Here is a 22,818-nt window from a genome sequence, read left to right as displayed (position 1 = left end):
CCAAAGGGATGTGCACATACTTATACACATAGTTATTAACAATGCAATTAACAAGAAATTCACACCATTATCCACAAAGTTATCCACAGACTTTTATCACAAGCATTGCATGCTGTGAAAGCTTTGATATAATCCAAAGCTAATTTAAAAATATAAACTTTTTCTAGTCTATTTAAAGCTTTAAATAAATGCTAGAAACCCTTGATATATATAGGATGCATTGTAAGTATGAATGTTTGGTCACAATGTTTGGATTATTTAAAAGACAACTTGTCTGAACAAGAGTATAGGATATGGATAACACCATTAAAAACAAATGATCAAGGTAGTTTATTCACAATTTATGCACCGAATAATTATTTTCTTGGTTGGGTTAAGACCAAATATCAACAGGTTCTTGTGGATACCTTGAAAAAATACAAACAAAATAGCCATTTAATTGTTGAGTTTTCAGTAAAAAAGAGCGATAACACGCAAAATGTGGAAACACAAACCACAGCAATGCAAACTCAAATAATCAAAAGTAGCGTTGGTCCACAGACGGATCTTTTCAATAAAAATGTCGCGATTACACCAGTAGTTGTTGATACTTTGGGTGAGCATAATGAGTTAGCGGATGAAAAAAGTGAACTTGAAGTGGATAAAAACTCAGGTATTTCCAGTGAGCTTTATGGCTTTGATGAAGCATTGTCCGTGCCAAAAGATCAAAAACGTGTTGATTTTGGCTCACCATTAAAAAAAGAATATAATTTTGATAACTTTGTTGTTGGTAAAGCAAATGAAGTAGCTCGTGCTGCAGCGATGCAAGTTTCTATCAATCCTGGATTGGCGTATAACCCATTGTTTATCTATGGTGGTAGTGGACTGGGTAAAACACATTTAATGCATGCTATTGGTAACTATGTATTACATAATAACCCAACAGCAAAAGTGCTATATGTAACATCTGAACGCTTTGTTAAAGACTATGTTGATGCGGTACGTTTACACTCAGGTGATGAGTTTCAGAATTTTTATCGCTCTGTCGATGTATTATTAGTTGATGATATCCAGTTTATTGCGGGTAAAGCAGGCTCTCAAGAGGAGTTTTTCCACACATTTAATACTTTGCTTGAAAATGGTAAGCAAGTTGTCTTATCTTGTGATAAGTATCCTAAGGAAATCCCTAAACTTGAAGAGCGTCTAGTTTCACGCTTTGGTTATGGTTTAACTGTTACAATTGACATTCCTGATCTTGAAACACGAAGTGCGATTTTATTACATAAATCGAGTCAATTTGGTCGACCTATTGATCAAAATGTAGCACTTTTTATGGCAAAGCATATTCGCTCTAATGTGCGAGAATTAGAAGGGGCGTTGAGACGCGTACTTAACTATGCTCAGTTTAATAAAAAAGCCATTGATGAGAAACTTGCTTATGAATGCTTAAAAGATGTTATTTCAATACAGGATAAAATTGTCAAAGTAGACAATATCCAGCGTGTTGTTGCTGATTATTATAATATTAAAATTACAGACTTATTATCAAAGCAAAAAAGTCGTGATGTCGCCCGTCCAAGACAGATGGCAATGGCGTTAGCTAAAGAGTTTACCAATCATAGTTTGCCGGAAATTGGTGGCTTTTTTGGTGGTAGAGATCACACCACAGTCTTACATGCCGTAAGAACTATAAAGAAACTGATTGTCAATAATGTTGATATACAGGATGATTATCAAAACTTATCGCGCAAATTAGCGCATTAATTCCCAGGGGAGATATGATGTTACAATTTACACTTTCTCGCGATGCATTATTAAAGCCGTTACAAGGTTTAGTATCAATTGCTGATAAAAAGCATACGATACCAGTGCTAAGCTCCGTATTATTTATTATTGAAGAGGGTAAGCTACGCTTAAAGGCCTCTGATTTAGAGACTGAAATTGTCAGTTATGTTGAGCTTGAAGAAGCATCTGACGATGGTAGTATCGCTATTCCCGCTAAAAAGCTTCATGATATTGTACGTAATCTACCAGAGGGCGCATCACTCAAAATAACAGAAGAAGCAAATGATCGGGTATTAATTGCATGTAATCGCAGTAAATTTACCATGTCAATCTTGAAAGCATCATCCTTTCCTGTGATGAATGAAGATACAGGTAGAGCGATGTTTAAGCTGTCATATGCCCAGCTTAATTCGGCAATTAAGCGTGTAAAATTTGCCATGGCAAATAATGATGTCCGTTATTTCTTAAATGGTATGTTATGGGAAGTCAATAACGATAGATTTCGCACAGTATCGACTGACGGCCATCGTATGGCAAGCTCTGAAGTGTTAATAGAAGATACTTTCTTAGATGCTGTTCAGATTATTGTGCCAAGTAAAGCAATTAAAGAACTAGAGCGCACGTTGTCAGCACCTGAAGATGCTGAAATTGAAGTGCAAATTGGTAAGAATTATTTCAGAATTATTCTGCCTGACTTTCAGTTTACATCAAAACTTATTGAAGGGCGTTTCCCTGATTATACAAGAGTGATTCCACCGAATAATACAAAGCTATTAGTTGCTAATCGAGTTGAGTTAAAACAGGCATTACTACGTACGGCTATCTTATCGAATGAAACGTATCGCGGTGTGCGCTTAGAGCTTCAGGATAATGCTTTGCTTCTATCAGCAAATAATCCAGAGCATGAAGAAGCGCAAGATCAAATGGAAGTAAAATATAGCGACCAACCAATGGAAATTGGTTTTAACGTAAATTACCTTTTAAATATTGTTGATGTATTAGATTCAGAGCAAATTGATTTTTATTTTGATAGCCCGCAAATGAGTTTACTTATCAAGGATGATGATAGTCGCAGTACGTATGTTGTGAGTCCGATTAAGCTGTGATATGGTTGTTTTGATAATTAATCGTAAGGAGATATCCGATGCCATTTAGGGGTTACTACTTGATTGTTCAATCCAGATTTATCCAGTAACGAAAAGACCTCTGTTGCAACCAGCTTTCCTGAGTCATTAAATTTAGTTTTAGATATAATGAAATGATAAATTGATTGATCATATTTTTTACCATAATCTGCAGAACCTTGAATATTTAATTTTACTTTTACAATACCCTGCCCATCAGTATTTACTTGATATTCTCCTGAGGCTGTTGCCGTTGCAATTATTCGTTTGTTTTCAGAGGTTATATGACTGATCTTAATATTAATTTTGGCATTCCCTTTACCATCAAAAATCCATGTTCCAAATGATACGACATCACCTTGATGATTTTCATAGGCGTAAATTCCTTTTAAGCTTTGATTAGAAAAAGGAACAGTTTTCACCTCCGTAGGAGCTACAGGTACTTTTGCAATAACAGGCGAGTAATTGAAGAACAATAGTACACTTATAAAAGCATAATGTTTCATGTAAATCTCCTTGATTTAAGTGATTGTTAAATAGCATGTTTGTAGTGTAGTCAATAATCTGACTTTTGTTAGTCAAGCACTAAAAAACAATATGCTAATCCATTTGCTATTTTTGATTATTAAATTTATATTACCTCTTGTTGCAAATCTACAATAAAAACATGGCCTATTTATCTATGGTAAGTGCATGTGATATTGTTGAAAATATATTCAGTATAAAGTTTTATAATCTTATATAACTTTAGCTATATAAAATATGTGGGATAGGAGAAATTTAATGATCAAAGTAATTTCAGTTGAAAAGCTAGCGGAGCTTATTCATAAACATGGTTTAAGACAGTATTTAGTTGACTTAATGACAACTTTAAAGGGTGATTTTCTACGTTGGCAAGAGTTTGATAAAATACCACGCCCAGCTTTTCATGTGCCAGATGGTGTCATTGAATTAATGCCGACAGCGGATAAAGCGTTATTTGCCTATAAATATGTCAATGGACATCCAAAGAATCCATTGCAGAATAAGCAAACGATTATAGCGACAGGGCAGTTATCAAAAGTATCTGATGGTCATCCATTGTTGATTTCAGAAATGACGGTGTTAACAGGTTTGCGCACAGCAGCAACTTCAGCGTTAGCAACTGATTATTTAGCACGAAAAGATGCCAACACCTTGGCATTAATCGGTACAGGTGCACAAAGTGATTTCCAAGCGTTAGCAACAGCCATTGTGCGTGATATTAAAACGATTCGTTACCATGATATTGATCCACAGGCGATGCGTCGTTTTGAGAAAAACATGCAAGCTTATGACTTTGAGCTCATTCCTTGCGAGAGCAATGAAGAGGCCGTCAAGGGCGCTGATATTATTACGGTGTGTACTGCATGCAAAGCACATGCTGTCGTGATTGAAAATAGCTGGATCAAAGAAGGTGTACATATCAATGGTCTAGGTGGTGATTGCCCAGGCAAAACTGAGTTAGATCAAGCAATATTGCCACGCGCTAAAGTAGTGGTTGAATTCTTTGAGCAATCATTTATTGAAGGTGAGATTCAACATTTTACTGAAGAAGAAGCAAAGAAAGTTGTTTATGCTGAATTATGGCAGCTTATATCAGGTGAAAAGCAAGGACGCGTTAGCCAAGATGAGATTACTGTATTTGACTCTGTTGGTTTTGCTTTGGAGGATTTTTCGGCATTGAAGCTTACATATCAATTGGCTGAGAAATACAATATTGGCGTACCGATGAATATGATTCCGGCATTAAAAGATCCTAAGGATTTGTTCTCCGTGTTAAATGAGCATGATGATAATGGTGCATTACAGATACATCAAAAATATCAAGTTGAATTATAGTTTTTCAAGGGGTATGTGCCCAAAAATTAAAATAATATGAATGGAGAAAAATATGCTTTGTGAAACTAAGGCTGATAGTCATATGTCCAATGTTAACCAAGAAATTGATTTATGCATTTCAAGTGAAATTGGTAAATTGCGAACTGTATTATTGAAAAGACCGGGGGCGGAGTTATGTAATTTAACGCCAGATAGTTTAGAGGAATTACTGTTTGATGACATTCCATATCTAGATACTGCACAAAGAGAGCATGATGAGTTTGTGCAACTACTGAGAAATAACGATACAGAGGTTTTGTATTTAGAAGATCTTGTTAGTGAAGTATTGAATGAATCATCATATAAGCTCAACATTATTAGTGAGCTTCTTAGTGTTTCTGGGTTGAAAAATATAAAAATAACAACTGCTTTAATGGAGTATTTGCTGCAATTCTCTGGTAAGGAGCTGTGTGAAAAATTAATGGCAGGCATAAAGAAAAATGAAATAAAAATCACCGATAATAGCCTAAGTTCACAATCTGCAAAAAAAGAACAATTTTGGCTTCAGCCGATACCTAATCTATACTTTACAAGAGATCCAGCCTCTGTTTTTGGGAATATGGTCTCACTTAATAGTATGTATGCGCCAACAAGGCAACGTGAGAGCACCTTTATTAATAGTGTTTTGCAGTATCATCCACGTTTTTCTCAAGCGACTAAAATAGATTTACGAATGAATGCGGGGTCAATTGAAGGTGGGGATATACTTGTTTTAGATGAGAATACTTTGGCAATAGGGATTTCACAAAGAACTTCAGCAGAGGCAATTGAGCAGTTTGCACATGAGTTATTTTTCAATCAGAAATATCATGAGTTGCATAAAATAAGCAAAATACTTGCCATTAAAATCCCTGTGAGCCGAGCCTTTATGCACTTAGATACTGTGCTTACTCAAGTGGACCATCAAAAAATGACGATGCATCGAGATATAGCACATACATCAAGTATATATAAGTTATCAAAAGCTGATGGACAGCAGGTAAAGTGTGAAGAATTAACAGGTTCAATTGAAGTTATATTATCCAGAGAATTAGATAAAAAAATGGAACTTATTTATTGTGGTGGTGATGATTTTATTACGGGATCTAGGGAGCAATGGAGTGACGGTGCAAACACATTGACACTTCGTCCTGGCGAGGTTTTTGTTTACCAACGTAATGTTATTACAAATAGATTGCTTCAGGAAAATGATATTACCGTTCACCAAATACCTTGCTCTGAATTATCTAGAGGCCGTGGAGGCCCAAGATGTATGTCTATGCCAATAGTGCGAGATGGTATATAAGTTTTGAAGAGGTGAATGGATGGATAATTTGATAGCAAAAAAAGTAATAATGGTTGAACCTACACACTTCTCCTATAACGAGCAAACAGCTGTTAGTAACTCTTTTCAAAATAAACATATTTTGCCAAAAGAAATTATTGCCAGTAGAGCGATGTCGGAGTTCAATAACATGGTTTGTAAACTAAAGAATCATGGTATTGAAGTAATTGTTTTACCTTCGCCTAAAGCAGTAACACCGGATGCAGTTTTTCCCAATAATTGGTTTAGCACTCATGAAATAGATGGTGTTAAGCGTCTGTTTATTTATCCCATGCATAATCCAAATCGACAGGCAGAAGTGCAGCTTGAGTTGTTATGTGAAACTTTAAAGCAGAAAACAGGTGAAGATTATATTGTGACTGATTTGCGCCGCATTGGAGCAGTTGAGCACGCACTTGAGGGTACCGGTGTTTTTGTTTTTGATCATGCAAATAAAATTGCCTATTTAGCAAAGTCAAACAGAGCTGATGTCGAGTTAGCGCAGCATGTAATTCAGATTATGGGTTATGAATTGGTTGTTTTTAATAGCGAAGATAAAGAGGGAAAGGCAATTTATCACACTAACGTCATGCTTGCAGTTGCTGATCAATTTGTGGTTATTTGTTTAGATGCAATCCCGGATAAAGAAGAGCAAGCTTTAATAAAGAGAAAGTTATCTGATAGCGGCAAGTATATTATAAATATTAGCTTTGATCAGTTATATTCCATGGCAGGCAATATGATTCAGGTTGGTAATAATAGAGGTGAAAAATATTTACTAATGTCCAAACAAGCAGAGGATAGCCTGACATCTCAACAAAAGGAATTGATAGATAGCTTTAATCAGCGTCTTTCGTTTGATGTTTCCACCATAGAAAGTGTTGGTGGTGGAAGTGTGCGCTGTATGGTTGCTGAAATATTCTAAGATAGAAACCTTGGGGTGTGATTGTGCATAATCCAATAAGAGGAATAACACCTTACTTATTCTAGTGCTAATAAAACACTTCTCAGTTATCTCTGAAAATGCTTCAATAGACTTTTAATATCCAAACTACCAAAGGATGGCGTAGATGCCTATCGAGCAACCAGTAGATCAATATTATGTTATAGGTAATCCTGTTAAACATAGTTTATCACCCCAGATTCATACAGATTTTGCCGCTAAAACAGGACAAATCATGCATTATGAGGCATTGGAAATTTGTCCTGATAATCTAGAACAAACCTTGAATGTACTGCGTCTTGATCAAGCTGTCAAAGGCTTAAGTGTTACCTTGCCATTTAAAGAAGAGCTATACCGTTATTGCGATAAGTTAGATGATCTAGCACAAGAAGCACAAGCAGTGAGTAATGTGATTATCAATAGCAAGCGTGAGTTTATTGGCTTAAATCTTGATGGCCTTGGGCTTGTGAATGATATTCAAAATAACTTAAATATCAGCCTGCAGAATGAGCGAGTTTTAATCTTAGGTGCCGGTGGCGCTGCTAAAGGCATTTTAGGTGCTATAGTGCGTGAAAATCCAAAAAGTATTACTATTGCTAATCGCACTAAAGAAAAAGCGCATAACCTAGTGGCACGCTCAACAAATAGTGCAGTTAAATTGAGTGCCTGTGCTTTAAATGAAATTGCAGGTGTATTTGATGTTGTAATCAATGCAACTTCAGCGAGCGTTGCCAAGGAAAATCTACCGTTAAAACTTAATAACTTTGCAAATGACGCATTGGCATATGACTTAATGTATGCACCAAATGGCACAGTTTTTACTGCATGGTGTCAATCACATAATATTCAGGCAATAGATGGCAAGGGGATGTTATTGGAGTTAAGTAAGATTGCTTTTCAGCACTGGCGCGGCGTGGAGGTTTAGTGAAGTTAATCTACTGCTTTCACATCGCTAAACTCAATCAGCATTTGATTGCCTTGTGATTCATTGACAAATATACGTGAAGCATATTTTGTACCCGTTATTTCAATGCTTTGGATGGCTTTATCAAGGGGAGCGCCTAATGGTTTAAGTGCAATATGCCAAGTGTTGCCGTTTTGCATAAAATAAATTTTAAAATACTGCTTTAAAGCATCAGTATTACCTTTGAATATCGATAAGAATACGGTCGTAAATGAAAAGACGATAGGTTGCTCTTTTTTGGTGATAACAACAGCGGTTTTGCCTTCGATGGATTGTTTAATGCTATCTTCAGTGACAATTAAGGTGGCTTGAAAGGGCTTCTCTTGCAGCCATTTCAAGCCTTGAGTTTTTGATAACTCAAAGCGACCATTTGATTTAAGTGGTTTGGATAACAGTTTCATAAAGCGAGTTTGTGTGAAGTTGCCTGTGACATGGCTAATTTGTGCTTGCTCTTTTTGAACCTCAATAAATGCCTGTTCATTGCTTGCGGATAGTGGATGATCAAATATATTATCTGTTGAGGCTTGCGCCAAGTTTAATAGTATAAATACCACAAAAAAAGCAGCGCTTAAGCGTTTAAAGAAAGAGTTAATCATAATGAAAGCCTTCTATTTTTTGGATAAGGATCTTAGGTGATTGAAATTGTAATTCGTGATTATGCAAAGTTACTGCAAGTTGGGTTGTGTGCCCTTTACTTAGTTTTTGCCCGGTTGCTTTATCAAAGATTTGATAGCTTATTTTCAGGCGGTTTTGATATTCGATCACTTGGCTGTGTACCTCGATAATTTGCCCAAAGTTTGCGGGCTTGATGTATTTAATCTGCAAATCAACCACTGGCCACATATAACCACTTTGTGCCATAGCATAGTAGTTATAACCGATTTTATCTAAAAGCTCACAACGAGCGATTTCAAAGTACTTGACATAATGACCATGCCAAGCGATTTGTAAGCTATCAACATCAAAAAATGGTATCACGATATCGGTTATATGAGTGATCGCTTTATCCGTCATTAGACTGCCAAAAATCAAAAAAATTAAACCATTGTGTTGGGTATTTTAGGCAATACTCAGCAAGGAAGTCACTATATTGTTGCACATAATCAGTCAAATGCTCATGACGTTGGTTGCGTGGTAAGTTAATAGATTCCGCAAAAGGTTTGAAAATCACGTCAAACCGTTTGCCTTTTTTAAGGCATAGCATCGTGTAAACAGGTGCTTTAAGTAAATGTGCCAATAAAAATCCGCCCTGTGGAAAATAAGCTTCTTTTCCTAGAAACTGAGCTTTTATCGTGCGTTGGTTATTGGCAATGTTGGTCACAGGGGTGCGATCACACGCGATAATAATAATTTCTCCTTGATCAATTTTTTGCTGCAATTGCATTGCTAAAGTCATATCAAAGTGACGAACGGAAATTAGACTTAATTGCGAGTGAGGGTTGATTTGCGATAAGGTGTCATTAAATTTTTGTGCATGTTGATTAAATACCAAGGCATTTATTCGGCTGTTAGGATATGAGTTAGAAATCGCACGCATTATCTCAATTGTGCCAAGATGAGCGGTAAATATAATTGTCCCCTTTTTCTGGTCAATGCGTTCAATTAACTCATGGCGATTAGTAAAATTCAAATGTTTGCGTGTAATTTGCCCATTCCAAACGGCGATTTTATCTACCAGGCCCTTACCAAAGTTAATAAAAATAGGCAATGGTTTGACGTGTATATCAAGGTTTTGCTGTTGTGCATAAATATGCAGATTTTGACAGTACGTATTGATTGCGTGGCGTGCCTTACGACTAAATAGATAGAAATAGCCTATGACCGGATATGTCAAAATATAGGCTAAATTTCGACCTAAAAGCTTTACTGTCCATAATGTCAGCTTAAGTCCGATAACACTGCCTTTTTCACGATGCTTTGACCAGTGAGTTTGTGCTAATTTCGCTTTGTCTGAATCATGCATGGTTTCTTGTTTTGCATTTTTAGCATTGTTTGCATTTTTTGCGTTTACTATATTTAAAATAATGTCGTGGCATATGGTAAAACATACCAAAAAAAAGTCGAGTGTGTAGCCAAGAAATACGCAAATTATCACGCCATAACCGAAAGTGTGAGCGTCCACCAACAGGGTAAACCACTTTGGTTGGAATATAATTAACCCCAATGCCTAGCCAATACGCTTTAATCAGAATCTCAATATCAAAATCCATGCGCATGCCACGAATGTTTGACAGGATAGGTTGAAGTGCTTGCAGTGGATATACCCTAAAGCCACACATGCTTTCAGTGAGTGATTTACTCCATGTCTCAATAGCAACCCAGAAATTGGTAATCTTGCGCCCATGTAAACGCGACTTAGGAATGCTTTGATCATAAATAGGTTCACCTGAAATCAGACAATCAGGTTTATCATAAGCCATCTGTAGAAATTTAGGAGTATCTACTAAGTCATGCTGATTATCCGCATCAACTTGTAAAGCATGTGTATAGCCATTTGCTAATAACCACGCAAATCCAGCTAAAATAGCAGCGCCTTTGCCACCATTTTGTGGGAGTGAGATGCTTTTGACCCAGTTAAACTTTGTAGTGATATCAGCAATAAAAGACTTTGTTTCGTCGTCACTACCATCATCAACAATAAGGCAAGTTAAACCATAAGATTGTAATGCTGAAACAACCTGCTCTAAAGTATCACCATGGTTGTAAACAGGAATTAAAAAGGCAGGTTTCATAGTTTGATCTTGCCGCTTGAGTAAGTAGCATTGTCTTTATCAATATAGCGAAATGTCAAAAGGTTTGGCTTTTTGCTAATGCATAATTTTAATGTAGACTCGGGTAAAATCACTCGACTAAATTTGAGTTGTGGAATATTAGCAATGGTTTTTTTGTCAATTTCTAAAAAGCGAGCAGCAAAGGCAATGACAAAGTCAGTCTGCGCAATACCAGGCAAAATAGGTGTATTGTCAAAATGCCCTTTGAAAAAGATCAGATCACGATGAAAATAAATATCCAGTTCAAGCCGTGTTTCATCCTCATTTTGTGTAATGCCTTGATGAATGATTTGCGGCAGGCGGGTATGATCGTTAATCATTGATATCACTTATTGTATTTATGCTATGAACAGCATCACAAAATGCTTTGATTTTTTGGCGGCATTTTATCCCTTTTTGTGATTCAACGCCACCGCTAACATCAACTGCATAGGGCTTAATGATTGTAATTGCCGATTGTACGTTGTCCGCAGTGAGTCCACCTGCAAGAATAATTTTCTGGCGCATGTCACTTGGAATAATTGACCAGTCAAAAGTTTGCCCTGAGCCACCATAAAGATTTGGATCATAGCTATCAATCAATAAACCTCGTGCCTTAGAGTACGCATTTCGTGCATTGATGAGTGTGTCAGCATCTTTGGCACGGATTGCGCGAATATAAGGGAAGTTAAATTGTTCACATTCTGTGGCAGTTTCATCGCCATGAAATTGAATAAGGCTGATATTCGCATCAATACCTGCTTGAATTGTTTGTGGTGCGGCATTGACAAAAAGCCCACAGCAGCTAACAAAAGGTGGTAATTGATTGATGATCTGTCTTGCTTTAAGAGTATCAATAAATCGCGGGGATTTATCATAAAACACAAACCCTAGTGCATCAGCGCCACAGTCAATCGCATACAAGGCGTCATCAAGGTTGGTAATGCCGCAAATTTTGATTCGGGTTTTAGACATATTGGATTATGCCATAAAGTTGATTAATGCCGCGGCAACCATCGATGCAGTTGCAACAGTAACACCCGTGGTTGCCAGAAGTCCATCGACTTTAGTTAGGTGAAATTTCTTACGATCTTCAACTTGAGGGTCTTTTTCACTTGTCGCTTCTTCGGTAAGGATTGAGATATATTGTGGGAATAGTGGCTCATCGCCAAATTCGCCAGCTTCAAACCCTTCTGCCCAGTAGTTATGTTCAACAGTTTTCTCTGGAAATGGATTTAGTTCATCAGATTGATTTTGTTGGCCATGGGCATAGCCAGACATCCATACTTTTTCTAGCTCGTCTAGTTTATCGACTTGAGCGGAAAGAATAAGTTTTAATCTAGAATCAATTTCATTGGTTTGCATAACAGCTCCATGTTGCTTGTCATTTACCATAAGCGTGCCTAAAAGTTTATACCCATTACAAACCATTTTACAGAATTTTTTGCTTTGTATTTTGCGTGCTGTTGGCAAGTTTAATTTTGATAATAATCCTAGCTATTACCTGCAATTCAACTTACCAAAATCTTCACAAACTACTTTACAAGCAAGCACAGCAAAATGGTTTGTAATGGGTATAGGCATAATCAAGTGTAAAGTTGGGAAAGGCAATAAACACTGTGAAATGGTTTGTGATGGGTATATAGTATCTTGCGTTTTAAATGATAGTTATTGATAGAATAAATATGCATAAAAATGACCTCGAAAAGCTTGTTTTGTTATTAAAAGCGCAAAAAGTTTTAGCCTTACCAACGGAATCTGTGTATGGCTTAAGCACGACCCTTGAGCCAGATGCGGTGGCAAAAATTGTGACACTGAAAAAGCGCAATGCCAACAAAGGATTTATTGTGCTTTCAAGTAATATTGAGCATTTGCTACGCGTTATTGATGTAACACGTCTAACCAAAGAGCATCTTGTAAAACTACAAACACATTATGATAGGGCGACAACGTGGGTGGCGCCTGTTAAGCCACAGTTTCGCTGGTTGACAGGCCCTTTTGAAAGTATTGCCGTGCGTTTAACTACTCATTCTTTATTGAGTGAATTAACCAATATGCTTGATCAAGCCATTGTTTCAACCAGTGCTAATATCTCCAATATGCCTGCAGCAACATCGGCGCGTGAGGTGTATGATTATTTCGGTGAGAGTGTCGATTATATCTATCCGCAAGGTGATTTTGTTGCAACCAAGCCATCGAGATTAATTGATTTATTAACAGGAAGGATATTGCGAGATTAAACTTCAGCAATAAAAGCTTTGTCGCTGCTAATGCCATAGGCTAAACTAACTCTCATGCGTGATGAGTAATTTTTTATTCAAAGAAAATAATATATGCCAATGAAATTAACATGGAGGCAGCGCTTACGTTGCTTAATAAAAGGTAAGCTTGAAAATATTGAAGCTAAGCCTGTGGCTGATATTCAGCAGGAAATAGGGTGTACTGATGAAGATGCAAAAAGCACCGAATCTGCTAAACAGCTATTGTCTATTTTGCAAAAAAAAGGGCGCTTGTTAGATTTTCTGGCGCAAAACCTTGATCACTATAACAATGAGCAGGTAGCAACTGTGGCACGCGTTGTTCATGATCAGTGCAAAAAAGCACTTGAGTCTTATTGCACGCTAGCGCCGGTTTATCAAGATCAGGAAAATCACGAGATCATACTTGAGGCAAATTATGATAAGTATAGTGTTGAGCTCACGGGGAATGTTGTGCACAGTACGCGCTTTAAGGGTAAGTTAATCCACCAAGGTTGGAAAGTAGAGAAAATGCATTTACCCAAAGTAGCCAAAGAAGCAAATCTGGATATATTACAGCCAGCAGAAGTAGAGGTGTTATAAATGTCGCATCATGCAAAATATTTGATTGGAATTGATTTAGGCACAACAAATTGTGCGGTTACCTATAAGAAAATAGCAGATGATACTGAGATTAGTACGTTAGCTATTCCGCAGTTTATGGCCAAGAATCAATATGAATCCAAAACGTTAATGCCGTCATTTTTATATTTACCTAACGCATTGGAATTAAGCCTAGATGATATTGCTTTGCCGTGGCAAAGTGAAACCACCATCTTGGTGGGCGAATATGCTAAAACAAAAGCACAAACGACACCAAACAGGGTGATATCAAGTGTTAAGAGTTGGCTGTGTCAGGCCACGATTGATAAGCGTAAAGCGTTATTACCATATCAAGCAGCTGAAGGTGTTGAGCGCATATCACCACTTGAGGCATATACTCATTACTTTGAACATATTAAAAAGACATGGAATAGCGCCTTTCCGGATGCGCCATTGTTTCAACAAAAGATTATTATTACCATTCCGGCATCTTTTGAGCCTGCAGCGCGTGATTTGACAGCTGAGGCGGCACGTTTATGTGATTTTGAAGAGGTTACCTTATTGGAAGAACCGCAAGCATCATTATATGGTTGGATTCATGATCATGAAAAATGGCGTGATCAGCTAACGGCTGATGATGTGATTTTGGTTATAGATGTTGGCGGTGGCACGACGGATTTTTCATTGATAAAGGTTGAAGATGAAGAGGGGACGCTTGCATTAAGGCGTATCGCTGTTGGCGATCATATCTTAATTGGTGGTGATAATATCGATCTTATGTTAGCACATACCGTGCAGCAGAGATTATTAGATGGTGGTCAACGCTTAGAACCATGGCAGATGCAGGCATTAGTGCATAGTTGTAGAAATGCCAAAGAGAAACTATTAAGTGACCAAAGCTTAAATGAAATTGCCGTATCGATTCCTGGACGTTCATCAAATATCTTTGCTAATGCGGTATCAGAAACCTTGACGAAAAAAGATGTTGAAAAAATTATGCTACAAGGTTTTTTCCCTGAGGTTGCCATTGAGGATCATCCACATAATGCGCCGCGCACGGGATTGAGTCGTTTTGCTTTAAGCTACACTCAAGAAGCTGCGATTACCAAACATCTTGCATTGTTCTTAAGCAAACAAGCAAAGGCGGATGAAAAATTCATCACGCCGACGGCAGTATTATTTAATGGTGGTGTGTTTAAACCACAGGTTTTGCGTTGCCAATTAATGCAGATTATTAATAAATGGCTTACCAAAGAGGGGCATCCTGAAGCTTGCGAGCTTGGGCATGCAGCTTATGATACTTCAGTTGCCATTGGTGCTAGTGTGTTTGCCGATGCTTTACAAGGCAATGGTATTCGTATCAAAGGAGGCGCGTCGCATTCATTCTATATTGGGATCGAGTCACCAATGCCAGCCATTCCAGGCTTTCAACCGCAGATCGAAGCGCTATGTATTGCCGTGCAAGGTATGGAAGCTGAAGAAGAGCTTGTATATGAAGCTGAGACATTCTCATTGGTTGTCGGTGAGCCTGTTGAGTTTAGATTTTTTGCTGCGAACCATCGTGCTGATGATTGTTTGGGCGATATCTTTACCGACTGGGAGCAGGCAGGATTGATTGAGTTATCACCACTGCGCTTGACCTTATCTGCGGATAATTACGCCAATGGTACTTCAGTGCCTGTGCATATTAGCGCAATGCATACTGAAATTGGTACATTGGAGCTAACTGCCAAGGCTTTGGAAAATAATGATCAATGGAAGATTGCATTTGAAACGATTCGATGACTTTTAATAACATAAAAATACAATTTTAAGACTTTTAAAAACATCTGAATTAGCTTAACATGCCGACTCTTATGGTTTGAATGTAATAAAAACTCTCAATGAAATATCAAAAAATAACCTTGGGTCTAGCAAGTCTAACTTCGATTTTTGCCGCAGGCATAAACTATGCAAATGATGCTGATAATCAAACAACAACAGTTGTGAGTAGTGCGCAACGCAATAGCGCTGCTGAGAAAACATCAGCAACTCATGCTATCACGTCTACTAATGATAAGGCGGACAAAGCTGATAAATCAAAAAAAGCAGAAACGCAGTCAAAACCTACAAAAGCTGAAAAAGATGAAAAAGCTAAAAAGTCAGATGGTAGTGATCAGACAATCTATAATCAATATTACAACTTTCTGCAATTTAATCTAATGCGCAGTGAGAACGCTCGCCTGCCATATCATGCAGCGGATACAACCTATCTTGAGATGGAGTTTGGTGGACGCTCTGGTTTTGTTGATTTATATGGTTATTTAGATGTATTTGATATTTTTAATCAACGCTCAGATGATCGTCATGACGGCGATAATATGTTCTTTAAGATTCAGCCAAGATTTTCAATCAATGATATCTTGCACAAGGATCTAAGCATTGGTCCTATTAAAGAGTGGTATGTTTCAACCCTAGCAGAAGTTGGTGATAGACAGCTTTTTAACGTTTATATTGGACCTGGTGTTGATGTTGAAGTGCCATGGCTTGGTAAGGTTGGTGTTAACTTGTATGCGCGTTATGTGCGTGAAAACTATGGTGCACCAAATGAAAATACGTGGGATGGTTATAAGTTAGCAACTAATTGGTTTAAACCATTTTATACGTTTGGCAATGGTTCATTCTTATCGTATCAAGGCTATTTTGATTACAGTTTTGGTATGGATAAATATGACTCAACTCGCTCAAGCTACTCGATAGAGTGGTTTAATGGTCTGTATTGGCATAGCAAGCGATTTGCTGTGGGTTATGGCTTGAAATATTTCGGTAATATGACTGGAGTTAAAGATGGCAGCCCAATAACCGGTGGTGGCGTGCAAAATACTACCGGTTGGGGACAGTATTTTGATATTAGCTATGTTTTTGCATAGAGATTTGGGCTAAGAGCATATTCCTGCCCACTTTGATTATGTAAGCGTTGGCTGAGCGTAAGTCGAAGCCTTTATGAAGTATGATTTTTCCAAGCTACCCTTCGACTTACGCTCAGGGTACGGTGAGCACTTAGTCATAGCCGAGATTTGCATATTTTATTTTCTGATTGAAAAAAGATCATAAGGTGATATTATTGTCAGCGTTTTAAATGCAATGGAGCCACTATGAAGCTAAAAACAATCATGATCGCATTATCCTCTAGCCCTGTTTTACTATTTGCAAATATTGAGGGGAAGCCACAGAACACGCATAATGTTCCTAGTGGTTTCTTTATGAGTGCAGCAGGTGGTGCCGCGCAAACTCAGTCATATTATGAAGATTCATGGGTGACGATTTGGGGAAACAGTAGCCAAAACATTACCTTTCCGACACAAAACAAAGGGGCGGCTAATGTCTCTTTAGGTTACCAGTGGGGATTTGGTCAAAGCAATACTTGGAAAAATATCTATACTGGTGTCAGTCTTAATTACTATTATTTTGGTAAGGCAATTGATCCAAATGCAAGTAATTACAGCAATGGTCAAGTTGTTAAAACTGAGTATACCCAACTCAATGGTGTTACCGTTGAAGGGTTTGTTGGTATGTATTTATCTTCACCGTTAAGTGCTGAGCTTGGTTTAGGTGGCGGTGCTGCAGCGGATGGGCAAGGAGCGCTAGGTATATTTAAGTTTAAACTTGCTTATGATATTACACCTGGATTTAGTATTTTTGCGCAATATATTAGCGCAGGCTTTACAACTTTTGGTTTTGTCCCATTTGGTTTTGCAAATGCAGTTGTTAATTCGGGTATTAGCGTTGATTCAGAGCAAGTGGGTATTCGCTACGTATTCTAATGTGTGTTTTAAATATCGTTTAAATTTTTATATTGATCTAATAATGTTAAAATTACTAAATAATTATAAATATTATTAAATCTTAATTCTCCCTTAATTTTTGTGTATAAAAATCCCCTTTACTTGATTGAGAGTATACATGGGGGTGCGCTAAGCTTAGTGAGCAGAAGTGTTTGTTAGGCAATGCCGGAGTTTTTATCTGTATAAATATTGCATAGAGTGCAAAAGATACAAAAAACATAAAATACACAAATATTAAGGAGCCATTATGCTTAAGAAAGTATCATTAGTCGTTATATCATCGTTAGCAGTGTCATCGATAAGCTATGCAACAAGTGCACAAAGTACAGTAGCAGATAACGATAGCAAAGCAAACACCATTAATAATATCAATGTACAACCTACTGTAGGTGCTAGCGATATGGGTAATGATCAAGGTTCAAAAGCGCCATATGGGTTGGTGCTCGGTGTTCAAGGTGGTTATGGTAAAGTGGCAGATGTTTCACGCAATGATCTTGATAATGCGAGTAATGGCAATGTTTTTGGTGGTGCTATTATCGGATTTGATTTTGCTTTGAGTCATGCGATTTCGTTTGGTGTGGAATCTGGTTATGACTATGGTTATCATGTTATCAAGGATGATGATTCAAATATGAATTATCAAATGATTCCTGTGCTGGGCACTTTGAAATTTACATTACCCTTTGGTTTACAGCTCTTTGGTAAAGGAGGTATGGCATACGTCACAGAGCGTGCCAATATAGATAACAGCGGATTTACAATCACTACCGATGCATGGAAACTAATGGCAGCGGCAGGTGCGGCATATACTTATAAAAACTGGACAGTGTTTGCCCAGTATCAATACATATTTGGTAATAAAGAAATTAACAATAAAGACCAGGTTAGCAAGTTTAATGCATTAACCGCGGGTGTGACTTATACTTTTCCAATCGCTTTTTAGTGCGAAGATAAGATGAATTTTTATGGTGTTAATTAATCCCTGCGCGGATCAGACCACCTAAGTCATTTTCAACGAGGAAGTTTTCTAAATAAGTATGTACCTCTTCGGTGGTGGCAAGTTTTAACACTTGTTTTAACACATTGCGACATTGCTTTTTAGTAACAGATCGCAATACCTGCTTAACCTTAAGAAGTGCGGAGGCGTTCATGCTTAAGCTGCCAAAACCCATTCCGATAAGAAGAGCGGTGGCAATTGGATTGCCGCCAAGCTCGCCACAAAGAGAGATTTCTTTGTTGTGCTTGTTGGCTACTTTAACCAAATGGTAAAGTGTGCGAATCATTGCTGGATGCAGTTGGTTGTAAAGATTAGCGACTTTTTCGTTGGTGCGATCAACGGCTAATACGTATTGTGCTAAGTCATTTGAGCCAATGGATACAAAGTCAACTAGGCTAATTAATCGCTCTGCAAGTATAACTGCCGCTGGAACCTCAATCATGATGCCAATACGCGGTTTATCGATATCAAACCCTTCTTCAATAACTTCTTTATAGGCTTGACGAATAAGCTGTTTTGCTTCTTTGACTTCCTCAATAGTTGTAATCATTGGTAGTAAAATATGCAAATTATCATGGTGTAGACTTGCTTTAAGCATTGCTCTTATTTGCATTAAAAAAAGGTTGGACTGATCAAGCAGCATGCGAATACCGCGCCAGCCAAGTGCTGGATTTTGCTCTTCTTCGTAGAAGTAAGGTAGTGTTTTATCCGCGCCAACATCTAAGGTGCGTAAAACAGCAGGTTTATCAGGGAACGTTGATAAAATTTGCTGATAAATAATGCGTTGCTCATCCTCACTGGGGAAGCGCTCACGAATCATAAAGGGAATTTCTGAGCGATATAAACCGACACCAGCGGCGCCTTGGCTTAAGGCACGATCCAAATCGGCGATTAAACCAACATTTGCTTTAAGTGTTATCTCATGGCCGTCAGTTGTCTCACTAGATAAGTCTTTAAGCGCTTGTAATTCAACGGCTTTTTGGCTTTCATGCTTGATTAAGCGCTCATATGCTGATTTAAGCCCTTTAGCAGGTTGGATGTAGATGCGTCCAACATAGGCATCAACAATAATCTCTTTGCCATCAATGAAGCTAATTGGCAATGCTTTGATGCTTGTAACAAAAGGTACTGATAAGGCTTTGGCTAGAATCGCAGCATGTGAATAAGAAGAACCATGCTCTGAGATAATTGCCTTTAACCGCCCTTTGGGTACTTCAGCAATCATTGATGCAGTAACTTCGCTAGCAACAAGAACGGTATCCACGGCATAGTGACTTTTCTTTAGCGTTTTATTCTCAAGTGCTAATAGGATGCGCTTGCCTAAATCACGAATATCACTGGCGCGTTCGACAAAATAAGGCTCATCCATTTGTTCAAAAATCGTCGCCTGCTCGATGACAACCCGTTTGATCGCGCTTTGCAACCAAATGCCTTGACGAATATAGTCAATAATAGCGTCATAAAAACGGCTGCTATCGATCATTTGCAAGTAGGCTTCAAATAATTGTGCTTCTTCACTACCTGCAAGGAGAGTGACACGTTGGAGCATTTCCTCCAAAGACTCTTTGACATCCTTTACCGCACTTATAAATAAACGTTCTTCATCGTCGGATTGAGTGGGTTTATCAGGAATCTCTTCAATGTCGGTAATATTATAACGTGCAACTGCAATGCCTTTTTGCACACCATCACTGGCGCTAACGCCATCAAAGTACATCGGACTTTGCGGCTTATCTTCAATTTGCTCGGAAACATCTTCAATATGAATGGCGCGGTTTAGTGGTAGCGATAAGTTAGCACACAGTGTTGCAACATCAGTTTGTAAGCTTTCAGTAATCTTATCTTTGTCATTGAGTTGTAGCGCAATAATGGCAATAACATCACCTTTGTGAACAACAGGTGCTGCTAACAAAGATTGTAAGCGGTTGCGTGAAAGTGTTTGTAGCACGCTATAGCTTGAGGCCTTTGACATATCGCTAACAATAAGTGCCTCTTCACGCAAAGCAACTTTACCCAGAAGATCATCTTTGGCATTGATGTAGATCATGCCCGATCGCAATGTTGGTACTAGGGTTGAAGCGCTTAATGTGTAAGTGTGTTCTGTTTCATCCAAAATAAAAACACTGCACGCATCGACACTAAGTACTTTACATGCTTCTTTAGCAAACATTGATAATACAACATCAAGCTCATGCTTAAGCTCAATGATTTTAACTAAAGACTGCCATAGCATGATAGTTACCCACGTGGCCAATCTTTAAGTACTGGAAAAAAATGCTCAAGCGCCTTTTGATAAACATGACGCTTAAAAGAAACTACTTTGCCTGCGGGGTACCAATAGTTAACCCAACGCCATTCATCAAACTCGGGCTTGTGATTGGCATTAAGATTAATTGCACTATCTGCTGATTTTAAACGCAATAAAAACCACTTTTGTTTTTGACCAATACACAGTGGGCAATTTCTTCTAATTAGCGCTCTGGGAAGTCGATATCTTAACCATGTTCTTGTTGCAGCGATCACCTCGACATCATAAGGCATAAGACCTACTTCTTCTTTAAGCTCTCGATACATTGCTTCAATCGGCGTTTCTCCGGAGTTTAAACCACCTTGCGGAAACTGCCACGAACTTTGGTTGACACGACGACCCCAGAACACTTTGTTTTGATCATTCATAATAATGATCGCCACATTTGCTCTGAAACCTTCTTGATCTATCACGATCATTTCCAAACCTAGTACTATCCTGCTGTTTAGCATACCGTAAAGATGGTAACTTTTCCTTGAAAATCTTGCTAAATTTTGCAAAAAACTCTGATAGAATAGATCGCGGTAAAACTATCAACCAAATCTCAAGGAGTGTTATTAGTATGTCTGACTTTACACATTATCAAGCCATGGTTAGTGAATATGGGATCGAATTTGTCGACCTGCGTTTTACCGACACAAAAGGCAAAGAGCAACATGTCACCATTCCTGTGCGTGCTGTGGATGAAGATTTCTTCGCTGACGGTAAAATGTTTGATGGTTCATCTATCGAAGGTTGGAAGGGGATTAATGAGTCAGATATGATTTTGATGCCAGATGCATCAACGATGTTAATTGACCCATTTTTTGAAGCGCCGACATTGATTATTCGTTGTGATATTTTAGAGCCAGCAACAATGCAGGCATATGATCGTGACCCACGCTCGCTCGCAAAACGTTGTGAAACTTATATCAAGTCAACAGGCATTGCTGATACCGCATACTTTGGTCCAGAGCCTGAGTTTTTTATCTTTGATGATGTGACGTACAAATCAGACATGGAAGGTTCTGAGTATAAAATTAGAAGTAATGAGTCAGCATGGAGCACTAATGATCTTTATGGTGGTCGCAATAATGGGCACAAGCCTGGTGTTAAGGGTGGTTATTTCCCTGTGCCACCGGTTGACTCACTGCAAGATATTCGCTCAGAGATGTGCTCTATTTTGGAAGAGTTGGGCCAAGAAGTGGAAGTCCATCATCATGAAGTCGCGACGGCAGGTCAATGCGAAATTGGCACTAAGTTCTCAACGTTAGTAGACAAAGCTGATCAAACACAAGTCTTTAAATACGTAGTCCACAATGTGGCGAATGGTTTTGGTAAGAGTGTAACTTTTATGCCAAAACCTATCCCCGGGGATAATGGTTCAGGCATGCATGTCCATCAGTCGCTTTCAAAAGAAGGTAAAAACTTATTTGCAGGCAATGGTTATGCTGGGCTTTCAGAAGAAGCGCTCTACTATATTGGTGGAATTATCAAGCATGCTAAGGCATTAAATGCATTTACTAATCCATCAACTAATAGCTATAAACGTTTAGTTCCAGGCTTTGATGCGCCTGTGTTATTGGTATATTCAGCACGTAACCGCTCAGCATCTATTCGTATTCCGTTTGTTAATAGTGAAAAAGCACGTCGCATAGAAGTGCGCTTTGGTGATCCTATGGCAAATCCATATTTAGCATTCTCAGCAATGATAATGGCGGGAATTGACGGTATTAAAAATAAAATTCACCCAGGTGAAGCGATGGATAAAAATCTATATGATTTACCGCCTGAAGAGCTTATTGACATCCCAACGGTGGCAGCATCACTAGAAGAGGCGCTTGCTGCTTTAGATGAAGATCGTGAGTTCTTAACCGCAGGTGGCGTATTCTCAGATGATATGATAAATGCTTATATCGATCTGAAAATGGAAGAAGTTCAGAAGCTTAATATGACACCGCATCCTGTTGAATTTCAAATGTATTATAGTTTGTAATAAAGGAGGTTACGCACTTTTGCTATTTCAACACCCCGCCTCGCAAACTCGGCACCCCTCTTGCAAAGCATAGGTTTATAGGGATCTTTTTGTAAGTGGGTTTTAAAATGGTTGAGTTAAAGATAAG

The 22,818-nt window shown here is 38.2% G+C and carries 23 protein-coding genes; 13 read left to right on the top strand and 10 right to left on the bottom strand.

Features of this window, described 5'->3' with window-relative positions; translation table 11 throughout:
* Positions 1–228: 228 nt before the first annotated feature.
* Positions 229–1,743 (top strand): chromosomal replication initiator protein DnaA, encoded by a 1,515-nt coding sequence (gene dnaA / locus ACY10D_RS11205; RefSeq protein ID WP_487000815.1) that lies wholly within the window; start codon positions 229–231, stop codon positions 1,741–1,743.
* A gap of 14 nt (positions 1,744–1,757) precedes the next feature.
* A complete protein-coding gene (dnaN, locus tag ACY10D_RS11200; protein WP_487000814.1) occupies positions 1,758–2,870 on the top strand; it encodes a DNA polymerase III subunit beta in 1,113 nt (370 codons plus the stop codon).
* A gap of 17 nt (positions 2,871–2,887) precedes the next feature.
* On the opposite strand, the gene ACY10D_RS11195 is transcribed toward dnaN, so the two are convergent.
* Positions 2,888–3,394 carry a hypothetical protein gene (locus tag ACY10D_RS11195; RefSeq protein ID WP_487000813.1) on the bottom strand — a complete coding sequence of 169 codons (507 nt, stop codon included), beginning with the start codon at positions 3,392–3,394 and terminating at the stop codon, positions 2,888–2,890.
* Positions 3,395–3,671: 277 nt separating this feature from the next.
* Here ACY10D_RS11195 and ACY10D_RS11190 point away from each other — a divergent pair, with 277 nt between their 5' ends.
* From ACY10D_RS11190 to aroE, 4 genes are all read left to right on the top strand, one after another.
* The gene (locus tag ACY10D_RS11190; RefSeq protein ID WP_487000812.1) at positions 3,672–4,748 is read left to right on the top strand and encodes an ornithine cyclodeaminase; all 1,077 of its coding nucleotides are present in this window, start codon (positions 3,672–3,674) and stop codon (positions 4,746–4,748) included.
* A 52-nt stretch (positions 4,749–4,800) separates the two neighbouring features.
* The gene (locus ACY10D_RS11185; RefSeq protein ID WP_487000811.1) at positions 4,801–6,072 is read left to right on the top strand and encodes an arginine deiminase; all 1,272 of its coding nucleotides are present in this window, start codon (positions 4,801–4,803) and stop codon (positions 6,070–6,072) included.
* A gap of 28 nt (positions 6,073–6,100) precedes the next feature.
* Positions 6,101–7,015, top strand: coding sequence for a citrulline utilization hydrolase CtlX (gene ctlX / locus ACY10D_RS11180; RefSeq protein ID WP_487000810.1), 915 nt, complete (start codon positions 6,101–6,103; stop codon positions 7,013–7,015).
* Positions 7,016–7,160: 145 nt separating this feature from the next.
* Positions 7,161–7,958: a shikimate dehydrogenase gene (gene aroE / locus ACY10D_RS11175; RefSeq protein WP_487000809.1), complete on the top strand. Its 798-nt coding sequence runs from the start codon at positions 7,161–7,163 to the stop codon at positions 7,956–7,958.
* Positions 7,959–7,963: 5 nt separating this feature from the next.
* On the opposite strand, the gene ACY10D_RS11170 is transcribed toward aroE, so the two are convergent.
* The 7 genes from ACY10D_RS11170 to ACY10D_RS11140 are packed head-to-tail and all read right to left on the bottom strand — an operon-like array spanning position 7,964 to position 12,112.
* A complete protein-coding gene (locus tag ACY10D_RS11170; protein WP_487000808.1) occupies positions 7,964–8,593 on the bottom strand; it encodes an outer membrane lipoprotein carrier protein LolA in 630 nt (209 codons plus the stop codon).
* Positions 8,586–9,011 carry an acyl-CoA thioesterase gene (locus ACY10D_RS11165; protein WP_487000807.1) on the bottom strand — a complete coding sequence of 142 codons (426 nt, stop codon included), beginning with the start codon at positions 9,009–9,011 and terminating at the stop codon, positions 8,586–8,588. The genes ACY10D_RS11170 and ACY10D_RS11165 overlap by 8 nt, the downstream gene beginning before the upstream one ends.
* A complete protein-coding gene (locus ACY10D_RS11160; protein WP_487000806.1) occupies positions 9,001–9,960 on the bottom strand; it encodes a lysophospholipid acyltransferase family protein in 960 nt (319 codons plus the stop codon). The genes ACY10D_RS11165 and ACY10D_RS11160 overlap by 11 nt, the downstream gene beginning before the upstream one ends.
* A 19-nt stretch (positions 9,961–9,979) precedes the next feature.
* Positions 9,980–10,729 (bottom strand): glycosyltransferase family 2 protein, encoded by a 750-nt coding sequence (locus tag ACY10D_RS11155; RefSeq protein WP_487000805.1) that lies wholly within the window; start codon positions 10,727–10,729, stop codon positions 9,980–9,982.
* Positions 10,726–11,088, bottom strand: a complete 363-nt coding sequence (locus ACY10D_RS11150) for an ApeI family dehydratase (protein WP_487000804.1) — start codon at positions 11,086–11,088, stop codon at positions 10,726–10,728. Before ACY10D_RS11150 ends, ACY10D_RS11155 begins: the two co-directional genes overlap by 4 nt.
* Positions 11,081–11,722 carry a phosphoribosylanthranilate isomerase gene (locus ACY10D_RS11145; protein ID WP_487000803.1) on the bottom strand — a complete coding sequence of 214 codons (642 nt, stop codon included), beginning with the start codon at positions 11,720–11,722 and terminating at the stop codon, positions 11,081–11,083. Before ACY10D_RS11145 ends, ACY10D_RS11150 begins: the two co-directional genes overlap by 8 nt.
* A gap of 6 nt (positions 11,723–11,728) precedes the next feature.
* On the bottom strand, positions 11,729–12,112 hold the full coding sequence (locus ACY10D_RS11140) for a hypothetical protein (protein ID WP_464217761.1): 384 nt from the start codon (positions 12,110–12,112) through the stop codon (positions 11,729–11,731).
* A gap of 320 nt (positions 12,113–12,432) precedes the next feature.
* Here ACY10D_RS11140 and ACY10D_RS11135 point away from each other — a divergent pair, with 320 nt between their 5' ends.
* The 6 genes from ACY10D_RS11135 (at position 12,433) to ACY10D_RS11110 (ending at position 18,354) form a co-directional block, all read left to right on the top strand.
* Positions 12,433–12,987 (top strand): L-threonylcarbamoyladenylate synthase, encoded by a 555-nt coding sequence (locus ACY10D_RS11135; protein WP_487000802.1) that lies wholly within the window; start codon positions 12,433–12,435, stop codon positions 12,985–12,987.
* A 99-nt stretch (positions 12,988–13,086) separates the two neighbouring features.
* Positions 13,087–13,587 (top strand): DUF2760 domain-containing protein, encoded by a 501-nt coding sequence (locus ACY10D_RS11130; RefSeq protein WP_487000801.1) that lies wholly within the window; start codon positions 13,087–13,089, stop codon positions 13,585–13,587.
* A complete protein-coding gene (locus ACY10D_RS11125; protein WP_487000800.1) occupies positions 13,588–15,372 on the top strand; it encodes an Hsp70 family protein in 1,785 nt (594 codons plus the stop codon).
* Between the two features lie 98 nt (positions 15,373–15,470).
* Positions 15,471–16,496 carry a nucleoside-specific channel-forming Tsx family protein gene (locus ACY10D_RS11120; RefSeq protein WP_487000799.1) on the top strand — a complete coding sequence of 342 codons (1,026 nt, stop codon included), beginning with the start codon at positions 15,471–15,473 and terminating at the stop codon, positions 16,494–16,496.
* A gap of 225 nt (positions 16,497–16,721) precedes the next feature.
* Entirely contained in the window at positions 16,722–17,390 is a 669-nt protein-coding gene (locus ACY10D_RS11115) for a hypothetical protein (RefSeq protein WP_487000798.1), read from the top strand.
* A gap of 268 nt (positions 17,391–17,658) precedes the next feature.
* Complete coding sequence (locus ACY10D_RS11110) at positions 17,659–18,354, top strand: outer membrane protein (RefSeq protein WP_487000797.1); 696 nt, start codon at positions 17,659–17,661, stop codon at positions 18,352–18,354.
* Between the two features lie 28 nt (positions 18,355–18,382).
* On the opposite strand, the gene ptsP is transcribed toward ACY10D_RS11110, so the two are convergent.
* Positions 18,383–20,641 (bottom strand): phosphoenolpyruvate--protein phosphotransferase, encoded by a 2,259-nt coding sequence (gene ptsP / locus ACY10D_RS11105; protein WP_487000796.1) that lies wholly within the window; start codon positions 20,639–20,641, stop codon positions 18,383–18,385.
* A 5-nt stretch (positions 20,642–20,646) separates the two neighbouring features.
* Entirely contained in the window at positions 20,647–21,129 is a 483-nt protein-coding gene (locus tag ACY10D_RS11100; RefSeq protein WP_192484267.1) for an RNA pyrophosphohydrolase, read from the bottom strand.
* A 149-nt stretch (positions 21,130–21,278) separates the two neighbouring features.
* Here ACY10D_RS11100 and glnA point away from each other — a divergent pair, with 149 nt between their 5' ends.
* On the top strand, positions 21,279–22,691 hold the full coding sequence (gene glnA, locus ACY10D_RS11095; protein WP_487000795.1) for a glutamate--ammonia ligase: 1,413 nt from the start codon (positions 21,279–21,281) through the stop codon (positions 22,689–22,691).
* The last annotated feature ends 127 nt before the right edge of the window (positions 22,692–22,818 follow it).

The organism is Cysteiniphilum sp. (genome assembly GCF_057495195.1).
Note: the sequence above shows the minus strand (reverse complement) of the source record. Positions and strands in the feature narration are given on the sequence as shown.

Coding starts and splice junctions, on each gene's coding strand:
- dnaA (WP_487000815.1), top strand. CDS start 229: ATGAATGTTTGGTCACAATGTTTGGATTATTTAAAAGACAACTTGTCT.
- dnaN (WP_487000814.1), top strand. CDS start 1,758: ATGATGTTACAATTTACACTTTCTCGCGATGCATTATTAAAGCCGTTA.
- ACY10D_RS11195 (WP_487000813.1), bottom strand. CDS start 3,394: ATGAAACATTATGCTTTTATAAGTGTACTATTGTTCTTCAATTACTCG.
- ACY10D_RS11190 (WP_487000812.1), top strand. CDS start 3,672: ATGATCAAAGTAATTTCAGTTGAAAAGCTAGCGGAGCTTATTCATAAA.
- ACY10D_RS11185 (WP_487000811.1), top strand. CDS start 4,801: ATGCTTTGTGAAACTAAGGCTGATAGTCATATGTCCAATGTTAACCAA.
- aroE (WP_487000809.1), top strand. CDS start 7,161: ATGCCTATCGAGCAACCAGTAGATCAATATTATGTTATAGGTAATCCT.
- ACY10D_RS11170 (WP_487000808.1), bottom strand. CDS start 8,593: ATGATTAACTCTTTCTTTAAACGCTTAAGCGCTGCTTTTTTTGTGGTA.
- ACY10D_RS11165 (WP_487000807.1), bottom strand. CDS start 9,011: ATGACGGATAAAGCGATCACTCATATAACCGATATCGTGATACCATTT.
- ACY10D_RS11160 (WP_487000806.1), bottom strand. CDS start 9,960: ATGCATGATTCAGACAAAGCGAAATTAGCACAAACTCACTGGTCAAAG.
- ACY10D_RS11155 (WP_487000805.1), bottom strand. CDS start 10,729: ATGAAACCTGCCTTTTTAATTCCTGTTTACAACCATGGTGATACTTTA.
- ACY10D_RS11150 (WP_487000804.1), bottom strand. CDS start 11,088: ATGATTAACGATCATACCCGCCTGCCGCAAATCATTCATCAAGGCATT.
- ACY10D_RS11145 (WP_487000803.1), bottom strand. CDS start 11,722: ATGTCTAAAACCCGAATCAAAATTTGCGGCATTACCAACCTTGATGAC.
- ACY10D_RS11140 (WP_464217761.1), bottom strand. CDS start 12,112: ATGCAAACCAATGAAATTGATTCTAGATTAAAACTTATTCTTTCCGCT.
- ACY10D_RS11135 (WP_487000802.1), top strand. CDS start 12,433: ATGCATAAAAATGACCTCGAAAAGCTTGTTTTGTTATTAAAAGCGCAA.
- ACY10D_RS11130 (WP_487000801.1), top strand. CDS start 13,087: ATGAAATTAACATGGAGGCAGCGCTTACGTTGCTTAATAAAAGGTAAG.
- ACY10D_RS11125 (WP_487000800.1), top strand. CDS start 13,588: ATGTCGCATCATGCAAAATATTTGATTGGAATTGATTTAGGCACAACA.
- ACY10D_RS11120 (WP_487000799.1), top strand. CDS start 15,471: ATGAAATATCAAAAAATAACCTTGGGTCTAGCAAGTCTAACTTCGATT.
- ACY10D_RS11115 (WP_487000798.1), top strand. CDS start 16,722: ATGAAGCTAAAAACAATCATGATCGCATTATCCTCTAGCCCTGTTTTA.
- ACY10D_RS11110 (WP_487000797.1), top strand. CDS start 17,659: ATGCTTAAGAAAGTATCATTAGTCGTTATATCATCGTTAGCAGTGTCA.
- ptsP (WP_487000796.1), bottom strand. CDS start 20,641: ATGCTATGGCAGTCTTTAGTTAAAATCATTGAGCTTAAGCATGAGCTT.
- glnA (WP_487000795.1), top strand. CDS start 21,279: ATGTCTGACTTTACACATTATCAAGCCATGGTTAGTGAATATGGGATC.